The sequence below is a fragment of the Mesorhizobium sp. M0140 genome (assembly GCF_040322475.1).
GTDB lineage: Bacteria > Pseudomonadota > Alphaproteobacteria > Rhizobiales > Rhizobiaceae > Mesorhizobium.
Map to the genome: position 1 here is coordinate 281,408 of NZ_JAMYTM010000002.1, position 22,383 is coordinate 303,790.

Below are 22,383 nucleotides of genomic sequence, written 5' to 3' on the forward strand. Positions count from 1 at the left end.
AAACGGCAGTAGCCAATCGAAGAAAGATGCCGCCGGACTTCGCCCGGCGGCATCTTTCTTTTTCCCGGCCATGGACTGGCATCCGGAGCTGGCGAGGTTCGAAACACTCAGACGTGCTTGCGGCCGCCGGTCGCGCGGAACCAGCTGTCGGGATAGGGATACCACCATTCCTGGATTGTCGGTTTGTGGTCGATGATCACCATTTTGGAGCGGCGGAAGGCATCCAGCCCCTGGCGGCCAAGCTCGCGGCCGAGGCCCGAGGCCTTCCAGCCGCCGAAGGGCAGGGCATCATTGTCAATCAGCGGGTTGTTGACCCAGACCATTCCGGCTTCGAGCCGTTCAGCCGCCTCGTGGGCTTCGGCCAGATCGGTGGTGAAGACAGAGGCGCCGAGCCCGAACGGGCTGTCATTGGCAAGCCGGATCGCCTCATCGAAATCCCTGACCCGGCAGATGGCGGCGACCGGTCCAAAGCATTCCTCGCGCACGATGGCCATGTCCGGGGTGACGCCGGTCAGGATCGTCGGCTCGTAGAACCAGCCGGTGTTGTGCGCAGGCGGGATGCGTCCGCCGGTGATCGCCTCGGCGCCGTGGGCAATGGCATCGTCGACAAGACGCATAACCTTGGCCCGCGCGGCTTCGCTGACCATCGGGCCGATCTCGGTCTTGTCCATGCCATTGCCGATGCGCAGGGCACGCGTCTTTTCGGCGAACAGCGCGACGAAACGATCATGAACGGCATCGACCACGAAGAAGCGCTCGGCCGAGGTGCAGACCTGGCCGGTAAGGTGGAAGGCCGCGGTGACACTGCCGGCCGCCGCTACATCGAGCGGCGCGTGTTGGCTGATGATAAGCGGATCGGCGCCGCCGGCCTCGATGACGCAAGGCTTCATGCGTTCGGCGCAGGCCACCGCCACCGCCTTCCCGGCGGCGACCGAGCCGGTGAAGGCAACCGCGTGGGTGCGTTCGGAGGCGATCAGCGCTTGCGCCGTGGTCGCTCCACCAGGCAGGCAGGAGACCAGCCCCTCCGGCAGCGAGCGGAACACGGTCATGTAGTCCAGCGTCGACAGCGTCGTCGCCTCGGCCGGCTTGATGATGCAGGCATTGCCGGCGGCGAGTGATGCGGCGACCGTCCAGCACATCAGCAGGATCGGAAAATTGTAGGGCATGATGTGGACGGAGACGCCATAGGGCTCGTAGCGCGCATACTGGAACGAACCGGCCTGTGTCGTGCCGGCGATCTTGCCGGCATCGTCGCGCGCCATCTCGGCGTAGTAGCGGAAGATCGGCGCGCAGTTGGCGATCTCGCCGATCGCTTCGGGGTAGGGCTTGCCCATCTCGCGCACCATCAGCTCGGCGCAGCGGGTGAAGTCCGCCGCCTCGATGGCGTTGGCGACGGCATGCAGGTGCTTGGCGCGGCTCTTGGCGTCGAACTTTTTCCAGGCGGCCTGCGCCCTGGTCGCCGCCGTGAGCGCGGCATCGATCTCGCCGTCGGTGGCCGCAGCGATCGCCCCGACGGTTTCCAGCGTCGCCGGATCGATCACCGGTTTGCTCGCGCCGGCCATCGGCTGGTAATCCGGATTGACGAAGAAGGTCGGCCGGTCAGGGGAGAAATCCATGGACATCCTCTCGGATCCGCTCAGCGGATCATGTAGACCTTCTTGATCGTCTCATGGACGGTGCAGACGCCCTTCCAGTCCTGCGGGAAGAAGGCCGCCGTGTCCGGTTCGATCTCGATGACTTCGCCGGATTCATGCACATAGGTGCAGCGCCCTTCGAGGAAGTGGCAGAACTCGTCGCGGGTGACATGGCAATGCCATTTGCCTGGTGTGCAGACCCAAAGCCCGCATTCGGAGCGGCCCTCCGGCCCCTTGTGCAGCAGCTTGCCCGATGTGTGGGACTGGCCCTCGATCATGGTCGGGATGACACCCCAGTCGACGAGGTCGGTAATAGTGAGCGGGGATTTCATGATGGGTGTGGTCATATCGATTTCCTTGAAAAGGGGGCTCACCGGCACATGAAGGCCTTGGTCAGCGTTTGCGTGATGATGGAGATGCCGGTCCAGCCGGCGGGAAAGAACACAAGCGTGCCGGCCTCGACCGGGATCTCTTCGCCGTCGTCATGGATATAGCTGCCACGGCCTGAGAGGAAATGGCAGAACTCGTCGGCGCCAAACGTGACCTTGCGCGTGCCCGGCGTACACGACCACAGGCCGCATTCGCTCGATCCGTCCGGGTTCTGGGACAGGATCCTGCCCGAGGCGCGCGGCGAACCGGAGAGCGTGTTGCTGCCCGCGCCCCAGTCCTCCAGTTCCACGCTCGAGGCCTTCGGCCAGTGCGGTGTCGGCATGTCGTTAAGCTCCGTGGTCAGGCCAGCATGTAGACGTTGCGCATGGTCTCATGCACGGTGCATTCGCCTGTCCAGCCAGCCGGGAACATGACCACAGTCCCGGCGGAGATTTCTATCAGCTCACCGACATCTGACCGGTAGGTCGCGCGGCCGGTGACGAAATGGCACAATTCGTCGCGCGGGATATTGAGGCGCCAGCGCCCCGGCGTGCACACCCAAATGCCGGATTCCGGCTGGTTGTTCGGGCCCTTGTGCACGAGCCTGCCGGTCGAGTGCGAAGTGCCTGACAATGCGTCGGGTTGGGCGCCCCAGTCGACGAGATCGGTTCGGGTGGAGGCGTGGTGGAGGTGTGGTGCGGAGGAGGTCATGCGGAGGCTTCTGCGCGATGGTTGCTATTCATATGCTGCGCCAGGGCACCCCCCTCTGGCCTGCCGGCCATCTCCCCCGCAGGGGTGGAGATCGGATGTCGTCTCGACTTTCGCCAATCACCGGGATTGCAGAGTGAGACCCTGTGGCGAAGCTGCCAATCTCCCCCCTTGCGGGGGAGATGGCCGGCAGGCCAGAGGGGGGTGCTCAGGCTCGGCGTATCAACGACTTCAATCACAGCAGCGCCTCCAACAAACCCGCCGCCTTTTCCGGCCCATTCTGCCCCTGCATCTGTGCCGATGTCTTGGCCAGCTTTGCCTTCATCTTCGGGTCGGTCAGACAGGCCTCGATCATGGCAACCAGCTCGGCATCGGTCCAGTCGTAGCGCGGCATGCCGAAGCCGTGGCCGGTCTCCTCGACGCGGGTGGCGTATCGTGACCGTCCCAGACATAGGGCATAATGATCGCCGACTTGCCGAAATAGAGGCACTCTGTGAACGAGTTGTTGCCGCCGTGGTGAATAACAGCGTCGACCTGCGGGATGACCGAAGGCTGCGGGAACCAGCTCTCGACGATGACATTGCCGGGCACGTCCGTGTACTGGTCTTTGTAGCCGCCGACATTGACCAGCGCCCGGTAGCGCGTCATGCCCAGCGTCGCGATGATGCGCTTCAGCAGCTCGACATCGCCGGCGCCGAGACTGCCGAAGGAGACATAGAGCAGCGGCCCGTCGTTATTTTCAGCGAAGGTCGGCACCGTGTAAGGCTTCTCCTGCCGCACGCAGCCTTCCAGGTACTGAAACTTGGCCGGGTCGAGTGGATGGCGGCGCTTGAACTTTGCCGCTTCGGGATAGAGCAGCAGGTTCAGATGGGGCGAGGCCTCAAAGAACTGGCCGATCGGATAGGACGCCTCGTTGTTGGCAGTCAGGAAGGCGTTGAAGTCCTCATGGATCGGCTCGATCACCGCGTTGAAATGGTCGCGGTAGCGCTGATGCCCGGCATGGTCGTTTTCGCCGCAGCCGGAGAGATGCGGCGGGATGTCCTCGTCCTCGATTTCGTTTTCCGAGCAGGAAATGACCCGCACCCACGGCTTGCCGTACTGCTTGATAGCCGGGAACAGGATGACGTTGTCGACGCAGATCACATCCGGCTTGATGGCTGAGAGAACGTGCGGCAGATCCTTCTGCGCCCATTTGGCGCTGTCGACGATCGCCGTCCAGCAATCCTTGACGTAATTGTCGACCTGGTCGTAGGGCGATTTGCGGAAGTTGGGGATGTGGCCGTTGATGAAATCCTCCCAGAATTTGGCCATCTGCTCTGGCGGCATCGGCTCGGACAGGTTCACCGGATGGGCCTCGAAGCCGTAGCCCTTGTAGACGTCGACGAAGCCGGGATCTGACAGGAACACCGCTTTGTGGCCGCGTGCCTCGACCGCCTGGGCGATGCCGACGGAATTGAGCGCCGGGCCATAAGCTGCTTCTGGAAAAAACGCGATCGTCTTCTGCGCCATCAGGCCTCTCCTTTATTCTGCGAAAACTCTGACATCGGCGGCGTCCCAGCCGAGTTCGACCTGATCGCCCGATGCGACCGGCCGGCGGTCTGCGGCATCAGCGGTGACGCGCACCAGGAACGGCTTTGGCGACAGGCCCGTGCGGACATGCAACTGCAGGTCGAGCCCCTGATAGGCCAGCGCCTCGACCGTGCCGGTGGTGCGGTTGGCGGTTTCACCCGACGGGAACAGCCGGATGCGTTCGGGCCGCACCGACGCGACAGCGGATGCGCCGATGGAGAGCGCGGCAGGAACCTTGCCGGATATCCGCGTGCCATTCGCGGCGACAACCCCATCGGTGGCGGCCTTGCCCGGCACAAAATTCATCACGCCGATGAAGTCGGCGACGAAACGGTCGGCCGGATGCTCATAGATCGCGTGCGGCGTGTCGCATTGCAGCAGCTTGCCGTCCTTGAGCACCGCCATGCGGTCGGCCATGACGAGCGATTCTTCCTGGTCGTGGGTGACGATGACGAAGGTGATGCCGACCTCGTGCTGCAGGCGCTTCAATTCCAGCTGCATGGCGCCGCGCAGTTTCTTGTCGAGCGCGCCAAGCGGCTCGTCGAGCAGCAGCAGACGGGGCCGTTTGACCAGCGCGCGGGCGAGCGCGACGCGCTGCTTCTGGCCGCCCGACAGCTGCTCCGGCTTGCGGTCGGCGAAGGGGACCAGCTCGGTTGTCGCCAGGATGGCGTCGACGCGGGAGTGGATTTCTGGCGCCGGCAAGCGCTCCATCTCCAGGCCGTAGGAGACATTGGCGCGGACGCTCATATGCGGAAACAGCGCGTAAGACTGGAACATCAGATTGACCGGCCGCTTGTTGGGCGGGGTTTTCGCAATGTCGTGACCGTCGAGCAGGATGCGCCCGCCACTAGGCGTCTCGAAGCCGGCCAGCATGCGCAGCAGCGTGGTCTTGCCGCAGCCCGACGGGCCGAGCAGTGCGAAGAACTCATTCTCGCGGATGTCGAGCGAGATGCCGTCGACAGCCGTCACCCGGCCGAAATTCTTCGACACCTTGTCGATGGCCAGCAGCGTGCGCGGTTCGCTCATTGGCCTATGATCCCACGGTTGAGCCGCTGCGACAGGGTCAGCGCGGTGATCGAGACCGCCATGACGATGGTCGCCAGTGCGTTGATCTCCGGCGTGATGCCGAAGCGGATCATCGCGTAGATCTGCATCGGCAGCGTCGTCGAGGAGCGGCCGGCGCCGGCGGTGAAGAAAGCGATGATGAACTCGTCGACCGAGAGCGTGAAGGCGAGCAGCGCGCCTGCGATCACCGCCGGCGCGATGACCGGCAATGTCACCCGCCTGAAGGTGGTGAGCGCGGAGGCGCCGAGATCGGCGGAAGCCTCGACGATCGACCAATCAAAACTCTTCAGCCTGGCGCGCACCACCGAGCAGACAAAGGCAAGGTTGAAGACGACATGGGCGAGGATGATGGTGTGCAGGCCCATGGTCAGGTTGAGCATGGAGAAGAACGAAAGCAGCGCGATCGCCAGGACGATGTCGGGAATGATCATCGGTGCGAAGATCAGCGCTTCGAGTCCCCTGCCATATTGCCGGCGCATCTCGATGCCGATCGCCAGCAGCGTGCCGAGCAGAGTGGCGATCGCGGTCGAGACCAGCGCCACGATCAGCGTGTTGAGCGCAGCGGAGAGGATCGCCGAATTGCCGGCCAGCGAGGCATACCATTTCAGCGAAAAGCCCGACCATGCCGTCGGCAGCCCGCCTTCGTTGAAGGACAGCGCCACCAGCACGGCGATCGGGATGTAGAGGAAAGCGAAGACGAGGCTGAGCACGAGCCAGAGCGTGCGCCGCGTGGCGGGAGAGCGCTCAGCCATCGGTGTCTCCGCCGGCTTGCGCGGCGTGGCCCGAGGCGCGATTGGCGGCGAGCGCCTGCGCCATCAGCACCAGAAGCATGATGGCGATCAGCGCCATCGCGAGCGCGGCGCCGAACGGCCAGTCGTTGGCGGTCAGGAACTGGTCGTAGACGAGGTTGCCGATCATCTGGAAGCGGCCGCCGCCGAGCAGCGCGGGCGTGACGAAATTGCCGATCGACAGCACGAAGACGAACACCGCGCCGGCAGCAATGCCGGGCACGGTCAGCGGCAGGATGACACGGCGGAATGTGGTCATGGCGGAGGCGCCGAGGTCGCGCGAGGCCTCGGCGAGTTCCGGGTTGAGGCGAGACAGTGGCGCGTAGCAGGCGAGGATGACAAAGGGCAAATAGTTGTAGATCAGGCCGGCGATAACGGCGCCTTCGGTGTAGAGCATCGACGGTGGCTCGCCGGTGTAGCCGAACCAGCGCAGCAACTGGGTGATCAATCCTTCGCGGTTGAGCAGCACGATCCAGGCATAGGTGCGGATCAGGTAGTTGGACCAGAAGGGCAGCACGGCGAAGAACAGGAACACCGGCTGCAGCCGGCGGGGTGCCGCTGATATCGCATAGGCGGCGGCGTAGCCGATCACCACCGCGATCAGCGTCGCGGTGCCGGCGATGCGCGCCGAGTTGAGGAAGATGCCGGCATAGAGCGGGTCGAAGACCAACCCGAAATTCTCCAGCGTAAAGGTGTATTCGATGCCGCCATAGATACCGCGCCGGAAGAAGGCGAGCGCCAGCACCAGCGCGCACGGCACCACCATCAGTGCGGTCAGCCAGACCAGCGCCGGGGCCATCAGCAAGGAGGAGCGAGAGGGTAGGTGCTTCACGAAGTGCCCCCCTCTGCCCTGCCGGACCCGGCCTTTCGCTTTCGCTTCGGGCGTTCGTCGTTCGGAAAGCCAAGCAATTGGCTTTCCGTCCGTTGCGCGGACCACTTCTCACCCCCTTCAAGGGAGGAGATCGGCAGTTCCAACCTTTCGCTTACTTTGAAAAATCGAAGATTGGCGAAAGCAATGCCACAGCCAATCTCCCCCCTTGAGGGGGAGATGGCCGGCAGGCCAGAGGGGGGCGACACGGAACGCAAGCTTGATTCCAAGATGCTGCTGGAACAGTCCCTACTGCGCCGCCTTGATCTCGCTGACGATCTTCGAATAGTCGCGCTGGGCGTCGCCGACGTCACGCAATTGCTCGAACTTGACGAGGTCGGCCACCGGCATCGCCATGTTGGGGAATTTGGCCAGGAAATCGGCAGGCAGGCTTTCCATGGCCGGCTTGTTCGGCACCTTGTAGTCAATGTTCTGCGCTGCCCAGGCGTGGTTCTTGGCGTCGAGCATGAAGTTGATGAACTGGAAGGCGGCGTCCTTGTTGGCGGAGGCCTTCATCACCACCATCGTGTCGACCCAGAGGTCCGAACCTTCCTTGGGAATGACGTATTTGATCTCGGGTTTTTCGGCGATGCCGTAATTGCACCAGCCGTCCCAGGCCTGCACCATCAGCGCCTCGCCGGACACCAGCTTGGAATAGAAGGTGGTGTCGTCATAGGCGAGCAGGGTCTTCTTGGCCGAGATCAGCAGATCCTTGACCTCAGCCATCTTGGCCGGGTCGGTTTCGTTGACCGAATAGCCCTTGTCGAGCTGGCCGGCGGCCAGCAGCCAACGGTCGGTCGCCAGCATGGTGGTCTTGCCCTTCAATTCGTCGGAGGGCGCGAGCAGGTCGCTCCAACTGGTTGGTGCGACCTTCATCAGGTCCGAGCGATAGCAGAGGCCGGTGGTGCCCCAGGTGTAGGGCACCGAGAATGCATTGCCGGCATCGTGAGGCAGCTTGGTTGCTTCCGGATAGAGGTTGGCGAGGTTCGGTATCTTGGTGTGGTCGATCGGTTCGGTCAGGCCGAGCTTGTTCAGCACCTCGGCGAAGGGCGAGGAGACAAAGACCACGTCATAGCCCTTGCCGCCGGCGGCGATCAGCTTGCCCATGATCTCTTCATTGGTGGCGTGCACCACCACCTCACCCGAAACGCCGGTCGCGGTCTTGAAGGCGGCCATCGCGTCGGGCGCCATGTAGCCATCCCAGTTGGAAATGACGAGATCAGCAGCCATCGCCGGCGCGGACAGCGCCAAGGCCAGGCCAAGTGCGAGCGAAGATGTTTTCAGCGCACGGCGCCGCAGGCTGGTAGCGGTCATGACAGACTCCCATTCCGGTTGATCGTCAAATTTCATTCGCCGGACCAACGCCTGCGACCTTGCCGCTGCCTCGATCCTGTTCCCTCGGTCTTTTTCTCGCCGATTGTCCTGACAGTACTATTGCAGAAAAAAGTACGTCAATCCATAATTTGTCAAGCGACCGAGGAAACTGGCCGATTGCGTCCGTGCGGGCGATCGGTCAAATCAATGCGGTCATGTCGTTTTCCACTGGACCAGTCATGCAAGCCGTAGCCAGACGACCTCGCACCAACCATCTCGATCTGGCGCAGCGCATCCTGGATGTGGCGCGGCAGCGCGGCTTTGGGCCCGGCGCACGCTTGCCGGAGCAGCAGATCGCCTCGCTGTGCAATGTTTCCCGCACACCGGTGCGGGCAGCGCTCGGCCTGCTTGCGGAGCGAGGCGTCGTACGCTGGGAGGCGGATTCCGGGTATCATCTGGCCATCGACCTCACCGCGCAGGCTTCGGTCGCCACGGAATTGCCCGCTGCCGAGGAGGACGAGCTGGCCGAGGCGATCCTGCGCGACCGGTCGGCGCGGCGGCTGGACCAGACAGTGACCGTTGCGGGGTTGATGCGGCGCTACAGTTCCGACCGAAAGACGGTACTAAAAGCGCTCAACAAACTGACCGAAGAGAACTTGTTGGACCGTGCGCCCGGCCAGTCCTGGCTGTTTCGACGCACGCCAGACGATCCGGAGGCGCAAGGCGACAGTTATGAATTCCGTCTGCTGCTGGAGCCCGCGGCCATCCTGACGCCGGGTTTCCGGCTGGATGGCGCGCGGGCGGCGACGTTGCGCCAGGGCATGGAAGCGCTGGTGGCGCTGCCGGACGCCGCCTTCGACACACGCGAGTTCCAGCGGCTGGACATCGATTTTCATGGCATGCTCGCCGAAGGCTGCGCCAACCGCTTCGTGGCCGACGCACTCGCCGATCACCTCAGGCTGCGCCGGCTGCCGGGCATCTATGCCGGCGTCAACGTCTTCCGGTTGCGGCAATCGCTGCGCGAACACCTTGTTATACTCGACCATCTTGAAAGCCTGCAGTATGAGGTGGCTGCCGATCTACTGCGCATCCACCTGCGGCTCTCCCGCAACCAGCGACCGCAAGCGGCCAGTCGCGGGGCGCCTGCCCTGTTCGGCATGATCAGCCGGCCGGATTGACGAGGATTAATTGACGCGTAAAGCCAGCCCGACCATCGCGCTGTTCCCCGAAGCAAGCTTCGGCGCGGCGTTGAATTGCGTCGGCATCGCGCAGGCGTTGCGCGCGAGAGGCGCTCGGCCCGTCTTCATCTGCCATGCCGGCTTTTCCGGCGTCTTTGCCGACTATGGTTTCCAGGAATACCAGTTGCCGACAGAAGAGCCGCTGAGCGACAGCGAACGCCAGAGCTACTGGCAGGCTTTCGTGCGCCGGCACCTGCCGCATTTCCGGCTGAGCCCGATCGACCAGCTGGAAACCTATGTCGCGCCGACCTGGCAGGCCATCGTCGACACCGCGGTCAATGCCGAGGCGCCGCTGCGCCAATTGCTGGCGCGGCTGAAGCCGGACGCGGTGGTGCTCGACAATGTCATCATGTTCCCGGCGATCGCCGCCGCCAGCTGCCCCTGGGTGCGCGTCGTCTCCTGCGCCGAGACCGAGCTTCCGGATGCCAATGTGCCACCCTATCTGTCGGGACTTGGCGCCGACGACCCGCAACGCGCGGCGTTCGAGGCCCGCTATCTCACGGCCTCGGCACCGGCGCATGACCGCTTCAACCGCTTTCGGATGGATGCCGGCCTGGCGCCGCTGCCGAAGGGCCTGTTCCTGGAGACGTCGCCCGACCTCAATTTGCTGCTGACGCCTTCGATCGTGCGCCGCGAGCGCGCCGAGCCGCTCGACCCGGCCCGCTTCGTCTATCTCGAAGGCTGTGTGCGTTCGGAAGGGCCGTTCGAGGTGCCGGTTTTTCCGCGCAATGGCGGGCCGCTGGTCTATGTCAGCTTCGGCAGCCTCGGCGCCATGGATGTCGGGCTGATCGAGCGCATGCTGGCGGTGTTCGACAGGCTGCCGGCCCGCTTCATCGTCAATGCCGGCGGCCTGCGCGACGCCTATCGCGCGGTGCCCGACAATGTCTATCTCGACGCCTGGTTTCCGCAGCCCTCGGTCGTGGCGAAGTCGGATCTGTTCATTCATCATGGCGGCAACAACAGCTTTTGCGAGGCGCTGCGCTTCGGCGTGCCGTCGCTGATCATGCCCTATTGCTGGGATGGGCACGACAATGCGCGGCGCGCCGGAGAGACCGGTGTCGGAGACCATATCGGCCGTGACGCCTGGACCGAAGGAGTGTTGGAGAGAGCCATTCTCGGCCTGCTGGCCGACGATGCCATGCGCACCCGCCTCAAGGACAATGCAGCCCAAATGGCGCTGAAACCTGGAACGGATGCGGCCGCGCAAACCATACTCTCTCTGATACGGACGTGAACGAAATGCCTGACAACAACACGAACATCTCGCTCTCCAGCGGTACCGATGCCAAAGCCTGGCTGGTCCGGCACGGCATCAACGAAGTCGAGTGCCTGGTGCCCGACATGAATGGCGTCCTGCGCGGCAAAGCGCTGCCTACGGCCAAATTCCTCCAGGCGCTTGAAGACCGCGCGCTCTATCTGCCGAGCAGCGCTTTCCTGGTCAGCATCGACGGCCGCTACTCCGGCTCGATCGACGAGGGTTTTGCCTATTCGGATCCGGACATGCGCATGGTGCCTGATGTATCGACGCTCTGCCTGGCGCCGGGTGCCGCTCCCGGCAAGGCCTATGTCTTTGCCGATGCCTTCCATATGGACGACCGGCCTTGGATGGCCTCGCCGCGCCATGTGCTGCGCGCCGTGCTCGATCTCTACGCCAAGCGTGGCTGGCGGGCGGTGGTGGCGCCCGAGCTGGAATTCTATCTCACCGCGCCCAATCCCGATCCGGACCGTCCGCTGACCGCGCCAGTCGGTGGCAACGGCCGAGCCGAGACAGTGCAGCATCCCTATGACATGGCCGCGCTCGAGGAGTTCGAGCCGGTGATCCGCCGCATCTATGACTACGCTGCGGCGGCCGGACTGCCGCTCGACACGCTGATCCACGAATCAGGTACGGCGCAGCTTGAGATCAACTTCCTGCATGGCGATGCGCTGCCGCTGGCCGACAAGGTGCTGCTGTTCAAGCGGCTGACGCGACAGGCCGCGCAGCAAAGCGGCATGCAGGCCACCTTCATGGCCAAGCCGATCGCCGCACAGGCCGGCAGCTCGATGCATCTGCACATGTCGGTCATCGACGAGGCCGGCAGGACGTTGTTTGCCGGCAGCGACGATGCCGACACCGCAATGTTCGGCCATTTCATCGGCGGCCTGCAGAAATATGTCCCGGAAATCATGCCGCTGTTTGCGCCCAACGTGAACTCTTTCCGCCGCATCAGGCCGAACCACAGCGCGCCGGCCAACATCGAGTGGTCGCATGACAACCGTTCCTGCGGCCTGCGCGTGCCGGCCGGCGGCCGCTCCGCGCGGCGGGTCGAGAACCGGCTGCCGGGCGCGGATTCCAATCCTTACCTGGCGATAGCCGGCTCGCTGCTTGCCGGCTATCTCGGCGTCGAACAGAGACTGGCGCGGTCGGCCGAAGCGTCGGGCAATGCCTACAAGATCAAGAGCACGCTGCCGAAAACCATGGAGGAGGCGCTCGATCGTTTCGAGGCTTGCGGCCCGGTGCGTGAACTGCTGGGCGAGGATTTCTTCCAGACCTATCTGCGCGTCAAGAGCGTCGAGCTCGACCTTTTCCAGGGCGTGGTGACCAGCTGGGAACGCGACCACCTTCTGCTGAAGGTGTGACTATGGCTTGCAGTTCAACGGGCTTCAATTCGGGCCTCGATATCGCCAAATCCTATTATGTCGCCACCGCCAATCCAGCGCCGGACCATCCGGCGCTCGCCGGCGATGTCGATGCCGACCTGGTGGTGGTCGGCGGCGGGTGCACAGGGTTGTCCGCCGCCCTTCACGCCGCCGAGCGTGGGTTGAAGGTGGTGCTGCTCGAAGGCGGCAAGATCGGCTGGGGGGCGTCGGGGCGCAATGGCGGCCAAATGATCCCCGGCCTGCGCAAGGGCGCCAAGGGACTGGTCAAACTCTACGGGCCGGAGCGGGCAAAGGTGCTGTTCGATCTTGCCTTCGAGGCGCGCGGGCTGGTGCTCGATATTATCGAGCGGCATGCCATCGACTGCGATCTCAGGCTGACCGGCCATCTGGTCGGCGCGGTCAACGGCTCCGACCTTAGGGATCTCGAGGAAGAGGCCGAGTGCCTGGCCACGGTGATGAAGTTCCCGCATGCGGAAATCCTATCGGCGGCTAAAGCCCGAGCCAAGGTCGATACACCCTACCATGGCGCGATGTACGAGCCGCTCGGCGGCCACATGCACCCGCTCAACTACACGCTCGGCCTCGCCCGCGCCGCGGTTGCTGCGGGCGTCACCATCCATGAGAATTCGGTCGCCGTGCGGCTGGAGCGCGAGCCTTCGGTCCGGGTCTCGACATCAAAGGGTTCGGTGCGTGCCAGACATGTCGTGCTGGCGGGTGACGCTCTGCTCAACGGGCTGGAGCCGCGCGTCAACAGCCGCATCATGCCGGTCGGCAACTACATCGTCGCCACCGAGCCGCTGGAGGGCAAGCGCAATGTCATCCCGGCCAATGTCGCGGTGTCCGACACGCGCTTCGTCGTCAACTACTACCGCATGTCTGCGGATGGCCGCCTGCTGTTCGGCGGCGGCGAACGCTACACGCCGTCACCGCCGGCCGATATCGCCGGCTTCGTGCGGCCGCATATGGAAAAGACCTTTCCGCAGCTCAAGGGCTGCCGCATCGATCATGCCTGGGGCGGGCTTGTGTCGGTGACGACATCGCGGCTGCCGCACGTCGGGCACTATGGCGAGGTCTATTTCGCGCATGGCTATTCCGGCAAGGGCGTCATCCTGTCGACGCTGTCCGGTAAGCTGCTGGCCGAAGCGATCATGGGCGACGCCTCGCGGCTAGATTTGTTCTCGACACTGACGCCGATGCCGTTTCCGGGTGGGACGGCACTGCGTGGGCCGCTCTATGTGCTCGGCATGCTGTGGTACGCGATGCGGGATCGGATCAAGCATTGAAGTCGCGTTGCTGCAACGGCACAAAATAGTACCCGTAGCGATCCTTCACACCCCCCTCTGTCCTGCCGGACATCTCCCCCGCAAGGGGGGAGATTGGCAGGTTCAGCGCTGCGCTCGCCCTACAACGGTGTAGATTTGGCGAAAGCCGAGATAACAGCTGATCTCCCTCCTTGCGGGGGAGATGGCCGGCAGGCCAGAGGGGGGTGCTGTCCCGCCGACTTAGATCACGAAAAAATCCTCGATGCGCTGCCTGGCCTCCAGCAGCACGGGCAGGATCTCCCGCTCCATCTCCGCGACAGAAAAACGCGCGGATTGCGTCGAGACGTTGATGGCCGCGACCGTGCGCTCTGCCCGGTCGCGGATCGGCACGGCGATCGAGCGCAGGCCGAGTTCCAGTTCCTCATCGACGATGGCAAAGCCGTCCGCTTTCGCCTTGCCGATGGCGCCGGCCAGCAGCCTGACGTCGATGATCGTCTTCGGCGTCCGTCTCTCGATGGTCGCCTGGTCGAGGAATGCGTCCAATTCCTGAGGCGTCAGGCCCGCGAGCAAGATGCGCCCCATCGAGGTGCAATAGGCAGGCAGCCTGGTGCCGACATCGAGTGACACGCTGAGAATGCGGCGGCCGGGAATGCGGGCGACATAGACGACATCCTCACCCGACAGGATGGCTGCCGAGCAGGCCTCGTTCAGCTGTGCGGCGACCGCGCGCATGATGGGGGCGGCGAAGGCCCATAGCGAGGCGCCGCCGAGCCAGGTGCGGGCAACCGTCAGCAGGCGCGGCGACAGCGAGAACACGCGGCCGGCCTGTGTTGCATAGCCGGTGGCGGTGAGTGTCAGCAGGAAGCGGCGGGCGCCGGCGCGGGTCAGGCCCGCTTCCTCGGCCATTTCAGTCAACGTCATGCCCGAGGGATGGCGGGCCAGGATCTCCATGACGGCAAGGCCGCGTTCAAGCGAGCCGACATGATCACGGGAAACAGCCTCTTCGTCCATCTTGTCTCCGCAGAACGACATCGGCGTCAGGATTGACTCCACGCCTCTGCTCAGCATAGAAAGTATCGCATATAAAACATATGTTCGCAATACGAACTTTCTCAGCCTGGAGCCGATGCGATGGTCAAGTTCCTGCCGCTCAAACAGGCCGTGGCCGAGAATTTGAAAGATGGTGACACGGCTGCCTTCGAGGGCTTCACCCATCTGATCCCGACGGCGGCGGCGCATGAGGCGATCCGCCAGGGTTTTCGCGACCTGACCTTGATCCGCATGACGCCGGACCTCATCTACGACCAGATGATCGGCATGGGCATGGCGAAGAAGATCGTCTTCTCCTATGTCGGCAATCCCGGCGTCGGCCTGCTGCGCCGCGCCCGCGATGCCATCGAGAACGGTTTCCCGCGCTCACTTGAAATCGAGGAGCACAGCCATGCCGGCATGGCCAACGCCTATGAAGCGGGTGCTGCCGGCCTGCCCTGCGCGGTGTTTCGCGGCTATCGCGGTGCTGGCCTCGCGGCGGTCAACCCGAACATCAAGTCTGTCACCTGTCCGTTCACCGGCGAGGTGCTGGCCGCTGTTCCTTCGATCCGGCCTGACGTCACCTTCATCCATGCGCAGAAGGCCGACAAGAAAGGCAATGTGCTGGTCGAAGGCATCATCGGCATCCAGAAGGAAGCGGTGCTGGCGGCCGAACGCGCGGTGGTGACGGTCGAGGAAGTGGTCGACAATTTCGACGATCTGCACCCCAACCTGACCGTGCTGCCGCGCTGGACGATTGCCGCGATATCGGTCGTGCCCGGAGGCTCGCATCCGTCCTACGCGCATGGCTATTATGCGCGCGACAATGCCGCCTATCTCGAATGGGACGAAATCGCCGCCGACCGCGAGAAATTCCAGGCGTGGATGCGGGCCAACGTCATCGAGAAGAGTGCCGGCGATTTCGAGGCCCGGGTCGAGCATCTGAGGAAAGCGGCATGAGCGACAATCAGGGCTTCACCCCCAACGAGATGATGACGATCGCCGCCAGCCGCGCGCTGCGCAATGACGATGTCTGTTTCGTCGGCATCGGCGCGCCATCCGCCGCTTGCAATGTGGCGCGGCTGACGCATGCGCCCGACATCACCTTGATTTACGAGAGCGGCACGATCGGCACCGCGCCCGACGTGCTGCCACTGTCAATCGGCGATGGCGAATTGTGCGAAACCGCCGTCACCACCGTCGCGGTGCCGGAGATGTTCCGCTACTGGCTGCAGGGTGGGCGCATCTCGATCGGCTTCCTCGGTGCGGCGCAGCTCGACAAGTTTGGCAACATCAACACCACGGTCATCGGCGATTATTTTCACCCAAAGACCAGGCTGCCCGGCGGCGGCGGCGCGCCAGAGATCGCGACGTCGTCGAAGGAGATCTACATCACCATGGCGCAGACCAAGCGCGGCATGGTCGAGAAGATCGATTTCTTCACCTCCTTCGGCCATGGCGAGGGCGGCGATCATCGAAAGCGTCTGGGCATCGACACCGCCGGCCCGACCTTGCTGATCACTGATCTCGCCATCTGGAACCCGGATCCGGTGAGCAAGGAATTCACCGTCGTGTCGCTGCATCCAGGCGTCACCCGCCAGCAGGTGCAGGAGAGCTGTGGCTGGGTGGTTAAGTTCGGCGAGGCGCTTGACGAAACGCCGGCGCCAAGCGAACTCGAACTCAAGACATTGCGCGACCTGCAGGCCCGCACCAAGGCGGCGCATGAGGGAACCGGAAAAGCAAAGGCTGCATGACATGGCCGAGGCCTACATCTGTGACTACATCCGCACGCCGATCGGCCGCTTCGGCGGCTCGCTGTCTTCCGTGCGTGCCGACGATCTCGGCGCGATACCGCTGAGGGCATTGGTCGAGCGCAATCCCGGCATCGACTGGCAGGCTGTCGACGATGTCGTCTATGGCTGTGCCAACCAGGCCGGCGAGGACAACCGCAACGTGGCGCGCATGGCGCTGCTGCTGGCAGGCTTGCCGAAGGAGATTACGGGCTCCACCGTCAACCGCCTGTGCGGCTCCGGCATGGATGCGCTGACCATCGCAGCCAGGGCCGTCAAGGCAGGCGAGGCGGAACTGATGATCGCGGGTGGCGTCGAATCGATGAGCCGGGCACCCTTCGTCATGCCCAAGGCCGACACGGCGTTTTCGCGCAATGCCGAGATTTACGACACCACCATCGGCTGGCGCTTCGTCAACCCACTGATGAAGAAGCAGTATGGCGTCGATTCGATGCCGGAGACCGGCGAGAATGTCGCGGAAGAGTTCGCCATCTCCCGCGCGGACCAGGATGCCTTTGCCGTGCGCAGCCAGGACAAGGCGGTCGCCGCGCAAGCCAATGGCCGGCTGGCCAAGGAGATCACGCCAGTGACGATCCCGCAGCGCAAGGGCGATGCGGTTGTCGTCTCGAAGGATGAACATCCCCGTGCTGGCACGACGGTCGATGCGCTGGCCAGGCTGCCGACACCGTTCCGCCAGGGCGGCACGGTGACGGCCGGCAATGCCTCCGGCGTCAATGACGGGGCGGCGGCCCTGATCGTTGCCTCCGAGGCAGCCGTGAAAAAGTATGGCCTGACGCCGATCGCCCGCATCCTCGGCGGCGCTGCCGCCGGTATTGCGCCGCGCATCATGGGCATCGGCCCGGTGCCGGCGACGCAAAAACTCTGCGCGCGGCTTGGCCTGACACCAAAACAGTTCGATGTCATCGAGCTCAACGAAGCCTTTGCCTCGCAAGGCATCGCCGTGCTGCGCCAGCTCGGCATTGCCGAGGATGCACCGCACGTCAACCCGAATGGCGGCGCCATCGCGCTCGGCCATCCCCTGGGCATGTCGGGTGCCCGCATCTCCGGCACGGCGGCGCTGGAGCTTCGTGAGCGCGGCGGCCGCTATGCGCTTGCCACGATGTGCATCGGTGTCGGCCAGGGCATCGCGATCGCGCTGGAACGGGTTTGATCGGCGGCCCTTGCTTGGCCGGCTAAGATCAAGAATCCGGTGCGCGGTTCAAATTTGACCACGTGGACAAAAGTCTGGCGTCGTTCCATACTTCCCCGTCTGACATTTTCACGAACAGCCGGCTCGACACGGCTGTCGAACAGAGGGGAATGCAATGGAAAACCGGAACAATAAATCGCAGATAAAACGCGAAGGGCTTTCGCGACGCAATGTACTGGAGCTGGGCGCGCTTAGTTTGGCGGCAACGATGCTGCCGGGCGCCGCCTTCGCGGCGGACAAGAAGCTGAAGGTGGCGGCGATCTTCGCCACGCCGATCGAGGAGCCATGGGACAACCAGATCCATGTCGCCCTGCAGAAGGCCGAGAAGGAACTCGGCATCGAATACAAATGGTCGGAGAAGGTGCAGACCGCCGATTTCAGCCGCGTCATGCGCGAATATGCGCAAGGCGGCTACCAACTGGTGCTGGGCGACGCCTTCGCCGCCGAGCGCGAATCGCGCCGCACCGCCAAGCAGTTCCCGAAGACCGCCTGGCTGTTCGGCTCCGGCGCCGGCCCGGCGGAACCCAATTTCGGGGTGTTCGACAACTGGATCCACGAGCCCGCCTATCTCTCGGGCATGATCGCTGGCAAGATGTCGAAGTCGGGTACGATCGGCGCCGTCGCGGCGATGGGCATTCCGGAGGTGAACCGGCTGGTCAACGCCTTCTTCGCCGGCGCCAGGGAGGTCAATCCCAACATCAAGAAGAAGGTCGCCTTCATCGGCTCGTTCTTCGATCCGCCCAAGGCCAAGGAAGCGGCGGTCGCGCAGATCGACGCCGGCGTCGACGTCATCTACGCCGAGCGCTTCGGTGTCATCGAAGCCGCGGTGGACAAGAAGATCCTCGCCATCTCCAACATGTCCGACCAGTCGAGTCTCGGCCCCGACACGGTCATCACCGGTCCGGTCTGGGACATGTATCCGACGGTCGAGCAGGCGATCAAACTGGTCAGGGCCGGCGTCTTCACCGCGCAGGACTATGGCGATTTCTCGCGCATGGCCAAGGGCGGCTCGCATTTGGCGCCCTACCACAAGTTCGACAAGACGCTGCCGGCGGACGTCAAGGAGCTGGTCGAAAAGAAGAAGGCGGAGATTCTGGAAGGCAATTTCCGGGTGGATGTGGACGAGAATACGCCGGTTTCGGATTGATTTCTTTACCCTCCCCCTTGGGGGGAGGGTCGATCCGCGAAGCGGAGCGGGGGGGGGGTCCTCGTAGGGCGCATCCCCACCCCGTCTCGCAATCTCCGCTTCGCTCCGACTGCGAGCCGACCCTCCCCACAAGGGGGAGGGTGAAGCAGAGCCTCTCTCCGCAGGAGCATCCTTGTCCGCCCCACTCATCGAAATGCGCGGCATCACCAAGAGCTTTGGCGCCGTCAAGGCGAACGAGGCCGTCGATCTCAGCGTCGCGCCCGGCGAGATCCTCGGGCTACTGGGCGAAAACGGCGCCGGCAAGACGACGCTGATGAATGTGCTGTTCGGCGCCTATGCGCCCGACGCCGGCGAGATTCTCATCCAGGGCCAGACGGTGCGGATCACCAGTTCCGCCGATGCGCTGGCCGCCGGCATCGGCATGGTGCACCAGCATTTTCACCTCGCGCCGCGGCTGACGGTGCTGGAAAACCTGCTCATCGGCATTCCCGGCAAGACAGGACGGATCGACCGCGCCGGCGGGCTGGCGCGGCTGGCCGAGATCGGCCGCCAGCATGGGCTGGTGCTTGACCCGGACCTGCCGGTCTCGGCGCTGTCGGTCGGCGAGCAGCAGCGGCTCGAAATCGTCAAGGCGCTGTTTCGTGGCGCCAGGCTGCTGATCCTCGACGAGCCGACGGCGGTGCTGGCGCCAAGCGAGGTCGACGGGCTGTTTTCGGCGTTGCGTTCTATGGCGGCGCAAGGTCTCGGCATCATCTTCATCTCGCACAAGCTCAACGAGGTGCGGGCGCTGACGCATCGCTGCACGGTGCTGCGGCATGGCCGCGTTGCCGGCCGCGTCGATGACCCGGCCAACACGACATCCTCGGAGATGGCAACACTGATGTGCGGCCATGAGATCGTGCCGCCGGCGCGGGGACCATCGGCGCCGGGTGCTGATGTGCTGACGCTCGACGGTATCTCAACCTCGCATCATTCGGGCACGGCGCTGCGCGACGTATCGCTTGCCGTCCGTGCCGGCGAAATCCTCGGCATTGCCGGGGTGTCGGGCAATGGCCAGCGGGCGCTGGCGGAGGTGATCTCCGGCGTGCGGGCGCCCGATGCCGGCCGGATGACGATTGCCGGCCAAAAGGTCTCGCGGTTCTCGCCGCGCGAGGTGCAGGCGCTCGGACTTGGCCGTATCCCGGAAGACCGCATGACGACCGGACTGGTGACCAATCTGCCGCTGGCCGATTCGATGGTGCTGCCGCGCATCGGCACCACAGCGTTCAGCAGCAGGGGCCTGCTCAAGCCCGATGCGATCCGCGCCTTCACTGAGGCGCAGATCAAGGCCTATGATATCAGGTGCCCCGGGCCGATGACCCGCGCCGGGGCGCTGTCCGGCGGCAATCTGCAGAAGGCGTTGTTGGCACGCGAGCTTGCCTTCGATCCGAAGGTGCTTGTTGTCTCGCAGCCGACGCGCGGCCTCGACATCGGAGCCGCCCGCTTCATCCACGAAAAATTCCTCGACATGCGCGCCAAGGGCTGCGGCATCGTCGTCATTGGCGAGGATCTCGAAGAACTGCTGGTGCTCTGCGACCGCATCGCGGTGATGTATGAGGGCCGCATCGTCGGCACGCTCGACAGCGCCGATGCAACGATCGCACGGCTCGGCCTGATGATGACCGGGGCGGAGGGCCACAGCTGATGTTTCGCCTGGAGGTCCGCAGCTCGACGCCGACCTGGTTCAACCTCGCTCTGCCATTGCTCGCGATCGGAGCAACGCTCATCTTGTGCAGCGGCCTTATTGCGCTGGCCGGCCCCGGCGTGCTCGAAGCTTATGGCGTGATGTTCACGGCGTCGCTGGGCGACAGCTATGCGATCACCGAAACGATGGTGCGTGCAACACCCATGATCTTCACCGGACTGGCGGTCGCGGTCGCCTTCCGAGCAAAATTCTGGAACATCGGCGCCGAAGGGCAATTGCTTGCCGGCGCGGTGGCCAGCTGCTTTGTCGGCGCCATTCCAATGCCGGGGCCGCTCGCCATGGTCTTGATGGCGGTGGCGGGCGCCGCAGCGGGAGCCGCAGTCGCGTTGGTGCCGGCGACGCTCAGAGTAAAATTCAAGGTCGATGATGTCGTCAGTTCGCTGTTGCTCAACTCGGTCATCTATTACGCCTTGATGGCGCTGATCGAGGGGCCGTGGAAGGACAGTTTCAGCGGCTATCCGATCTCGCCGCCGATCGAGGATTCGGCCAATTTCCCGGTGCTGCTCGAAGGCACGCGGCTGCATCTCGGCGTCGTCGCGGCACTGATCGCGGCGCCGCTGATCTGGTTCCTGATCGTGCGCACGACGCTCGGCTTCAGGATCAGGGTCACCGGCGAAAACCCGGAAGCCGCCAGATATGGCGGCATCCACGTCGAGCGGGTGCTGATCTCGACGGCGCTGCTGTCCGGCGCGCTGGCCGGATTGGCCGGCGTCGGCGAGGTCGGCGGCGTGCATTTCCAGGTGATGAGCGACATCTCGCCGGGCTACGGTTATTCCGGCATCGTCGTTGCGATGCTGGCGCGGCTCAATCCGCTCGGCGTCGTGCCGGCGGCGATCTTCCTTGCCGCCGTGATGACCGGCGCCGAGGCGATGTCGCGGGCGACCGGCGTGCCGGCCTTCCTCAGCGACGTCATCCAGGGCACCGCATTGCTTGCCATGCTTGTGGCGCTGCTGTTCACCGCCTATCGCATCCGTCGCGTCGGAGTTGCCCGATGAGCGCGGTGTTCGAACAAATATTCCAGGTCGGCTTCCTGGCCGCGATCATCCGCATTGCCACGCCGCTGGCTTTCGCGACGCTCGGCGAAATGTTTTCCGAGCGGGCCGGCGTGCTCAATCTCGGCATCGAAGGCATCATGCTGTTGTCGGCGATGACGGGCTTCACCGCCGCCAGCCTCACCGGCAGCCTGTGGCTTGGCGTGCTGGCGGCGGTGCTCACCGGCATGCTGATGGGCGCGCTGCATGCGCTGTTCACCGTGGCGCTCGGCCTCAGCCAGCACGTCTGCGGCATCGGCGTGACGCTGTTCTCGTCGGGCCTCGCCTATTTCCTCTACCGGCTGATCTTCGGCCAGCAATCAGTGCCGCCCAGCATCAAGGGTTTTCAGACGCTGCCGATCCCTCTCCTGTCTGACATCCCGGTGCTCGGGACGGCGGTGTTCAACCAGTTCGCGCTGGTCTACATGGCGATCCTCGCCATTCCGCTCGCCGCCTTCGTGCTCTACCGCACGCCATGGGGCCTGTCGGTGCGCATGGTCGGCGAAAACCCGCGCGCCGCGGATTCGGCGGGGGTCAGTGTCACCGCCACGCGCTTCCAGGCAGTCATCCTCGGCGGGGCGCTGATGGGGCTGGCCGGCGCCTTCCTGTCGATGGCGCAGTTCAACGCTTTCACCTTCGGCGTGGTGTCGGGGCGCGGCTGGGTGGCGATCGCGCTGGTCGTGTTCGGCCGCTGGGATCCGTGGCGCTCGGCGGGTGCGGCACTGCTGTTCGCCTTCGTCGATGCGCTGCAGCTGCGCATGCAGGCCAGCGGGCTCGGACACATCCCCTACGAGGCGTTCCTGATGCTGCCGTTCATCTTCACCATCGTCGCCATGGCGGTGATGTCGCGCAACGCGGTGGCACCGTCGGCGCTGCTCAAGCCGTTTCGGCGGGAAGAGCGGTAGCAAAGCTTGGGTTCCTCGCCCCGCAAAGCGGGGAGAGGTGGCCGCGAAGCGGTCGGAGAGAGGCCTGCGACG

22 protein-coding genes are annotated in these 22,383 nt (G+C 64.4%); 11 read left to right on the forward strand and 11 right to left on the reverse strand.

Going from position 1 to position 22,383, the window contains the following annotated elements; translation table 11 throughout:
- Positions 1-107: 107 nt before the first annotated feature.
- The 10 genes from NKJ37_RS03350 to NKJ37_RS03395 all read right to left on the reverse strand — a co-directional run bounded on the left by NKJ37_RS03350 (position 108) and on the right by NKJ37_RS03395 (position 8,315).
- Complete coding sequence (locus NKJ37_RS03350; RefSeq protein WP_352772686.1) at positions 108-1,616, reverse strand: aldehyde dehydrogenase family protein; 1,509 nt, start codon at positions 1,614-1,616, stop codon at positions 108-110.
- A gap of 20 nt (positions 1,617-1,636) precedes the next feature.
- A complete protein-coding gene (locus tag NKJ37_RS03355; RefSeq protein ID WP_136618026.1) occupies positions 1,637-1,981 on the reverse strand; it encodes a cupin domain-containing protein in 345 nt (114 codons plus the stop codon).
- Between the two features lie 23 nt (positions 1,982-2,004).
- Entirely contained in the window at positions 2,005-2,346 is a 342-nt protein-coding gene (locus NKJ37_RS03360) for a cupin domain-containing protein (RefSeq protein WP_352442114.1), read from the reverse strand.
- Between the two features lie 17 nt (positions 2,347-2,363).
- Positions 2,364-2,714, reverse strand: coding sequence for a cupin domain-containing protein (locus tag NKJ37_RS03365; RefSeq protein WP_352442115.1), 351 nt, complete (start codon positions 2,712-2,714; stop codon positions 2,364-2,366).
- Positions 2,715-2,946: 232 nt separating this feature from the next.
- A complete protein-coding gene (locus NKJ37_RS03370) occupies positions 2,947-3,105 on the reverse strand; it encodes a hypothetical protein (RefSeq protein WP_352772689.1) in 159 nt (52 codons plus the stop codon).
- A complete protein-coding gene (locus tag NKJ37_RS03375; protein ID WP_352772692.1) occupies positions 3,063-4,220 on the reverse strand; it encodes a glycosyltransferase in 1,158 nt (385 codons plus the stop codon). Before NKJ37_RS03375 ends, NKJ37_RS03370 begins: the two co-directional genes overlap by 43 nt.
- Before the next feature lie 12 nt (positions 4,221-4,232).
- Positions 4,233-5,306: an ABC transporter ATP-binding protein gene (locus tag NKJ37_RS03380; protein ID WP_352442117.1), complete on the reverse strand. Its 1,074-nt coding sequence runs from the start codon at positions 5,304-5,306 to the stop codon at positions 4,233-4,235.
- On the reverse strand, positions 5,303-6,097 hold the full coding sequence (locus NKJ37_RS03385; RefSeq protein ID WP_023811194.1) for an ABC transporter permease: 795 nt from the start codon (positions 6,095-6,097) through the stop codon (positions 5,303-5,305). Before NKJ37_RS03385 ends, NKJ37_RS03380 begins: the two co-directional genes overlap by 4 nt.
- A complete protein-coding gene (locus tag NKJ37_RS03390; RefSeq protein WP_352442154.1) occupies positions 6,090-6,932 on the reverse strand; it encodes an ABC transporter permease in 843 nt (280 codons plus the stop codon). The genes NKJ37_RS03385 and NKJ37_RS03390 overlap by 8 nt, the downstream gene beginning before the upstream one ends.
- A 318-nt stretch (positions 6,933-7,250) precedes the next feature.
- Positions 7,251-8,315 carry a polyamine ABC transporter substrate-binding protein gene (locus NKJ37_RS03395; protein ID WP_023811192.1) on the reverse strand — a complete coding sequence of 355 codons (1,065 nt, stop codon included), beginning with the start codon at positions 8,313-8,315 and terminating at the stop codon, positions 7,251-7,253.
- A 239-nt stretch (positions 8,316-8,554) separates the two neighbouring features.
- Between NKJ37_RS03395 and NKJ37_RS03400 the strand changes: the two genes are divergently transcribed.
- The 4 genes from NKJ37_RS03400 to NKJ37_RS03415 are packed head-to-tail and all read left to right on the forward strand — an operon-like array spanning position 8,555 to position 13,476.
- Positions 8,555-9,493, forward strand: coding sequence for a GntR family transcriptional regulator (locus NKJ37_RS03400; RefSeq protein WP_023811191.1), 939 nt, complete (start codon positions 8,555-8,557; stop codon positions 9,491-9,493).
- A gap of 10 nt (positions 9,494-9,503) precedes the next feature.
- Positions 9,504-10,787: a glycosyltransferase gene (locus NKJ37_RS03405; protein ID WP_352442118.1), complete on the forward strand. Its 1,284-nt coding sequence runs from the start codon at positions 9,504-9,506 to the stop codon at positions 10,785-10,787.
- Positions 10,788-10,792: 5 nt separating this feature from the next.
- Positions 10,793-12,172, forward strand: a complete 1,380-nt coding sequence (locus NKJ37_RS03410; RefSeq protein WP_352772695.1) for a glutamine synthetase family protein — start codon at positions 10,793-10,795, stop codon at positions 12,170-12,172.
- A 2-nt stretch (positions 12,173-12,174) separates the two neighbouring features.
- On the forward strand, positions 12,175-13,476 hold the full coding sequence (locus NKJ37_RS03415; protein WP_352750658.1) for an NAD(P)/FAD-dependent oxidoreductase: 1,302 nt from the start codon (positions 12,175-12,177) through the stop codon (positions 13,474-13,476).
- 219 nt (positions 13,477-13,695) lie between these two features.
- Here the strand turns inward: NKJ37_RS03415 and NKJ37_RS03420 are convergent, their stop codons facing one another.
- Complete coding sequence (locus NKJ37_RS03420; RefSeq protein WP_352442121.1) at positions 13,696-14,466, reverse strand: IclR family transcriptional regulator domain-containing protein; 771 nt, start codon at positions 14,464-14,466, stop codon at positions 13,696-13,698.
- 120 nt (positions 14,467-14,586) lie between these two features.
- Between NKJ37_RS03420 and NKJ37_RS03425 the strand changes: the two genes are divergently transcribed.
- The 7 genes from NKJ37_RS03425 (at position 14,587) to NKJ37_RS03455 (ending at position 22,311) form a co-directional block, all read left to right on the forward strand.
- Complete coding sequence (locus NKJ37_RS03425) at positions 14,587-15,444, forward strand: CoA transferase subunit A (RefSeq protein WP_352772699.1); 858 nt, start codon at positions 14,587-14,589, stop codon at positions 15,442-15,444.
- Positions 15,441-16,238 carry a CoA-transferase subunit beta gene (locus NKJ37_RS03430; RefSeq protein ID WP_352772701.1) on the forward strand — a complete coding sequence of 266 codons (798 nt, stop codon included), beginning with the start codon at positions 15,441-15,443 and terminating at the stop codon, positions 16,236-16,238. The genes NKJ37_RS03425 and NKJ37_RS03430 overlap by 4 nt, the downstream gene beginning before the upstream one ends.
- Position 16,239: 1 nt before the next feature.
- Positions 16,240-17,445: a 3-oxoadipyl-CoA thiolase gene (gene pcaF / locus NKJ37_RS03435; protein ID WP_352442123.1), complete on the forward strand. Its 1,206-nt coding sequence runs from the start codon at positions 16,240-16,242 to the stop codon at positions 17,443-17,445.
- A 154-nt stretch (positions 17,446-17,599) separates the two neighbouring features.
- Positions 17,600-18,631: a BMP family protein gene (locus NKJ37_RS03440; RefSeq protein ID WP_023811183.1), complete on the forward strand. Its 1,032-nt coding sequence runs from the start codon at positions 17,600-17,602 to the stop codon at positions 18,629-18,631.
- Positions 18,632-18,803: 172 nt separating this feature from the next.
- On the forward strand, positions 18,804-20,315 hold the full coding sequence (locus tag NKJ37_RS03445) for an ABC transporter ATP-binding protein (protein WP_128304111.1): 1,512 nt from the start codon (positions 18,804-18,806) through the stop codon (positions 20,313-20,315).
- Entirely contained in the window at positions 20,315-21,370 is a 1,056-nt protein-coding gene (locus tag NKJ37_RS03450; RefSeq protein ID WP_128304110.1) for an ABC transporter permease, read from the forward strand. The genes NKJ37_RS03445 and NKJ37_RS03450 overlap by 1 nt, the downstream gene beginning before the upstream one ends.
- Complete coding sequence (locus tag NKJ37_RS03455; protein ID WP_128304109.1) at positions 21,367-22,311, forward strand: ABC transporter permease; 945 nt, start codon at positions 21,367-21,369, stop codon at positions 22,309-22,311. The genes NKJ37_RS03450 and NKJ37_RS03455 overlap by 4 nt, the downstream gene beginning before the upstream one ends.
- Positions 22,312-22,383 lie beyond the last annotated feature (72 nt).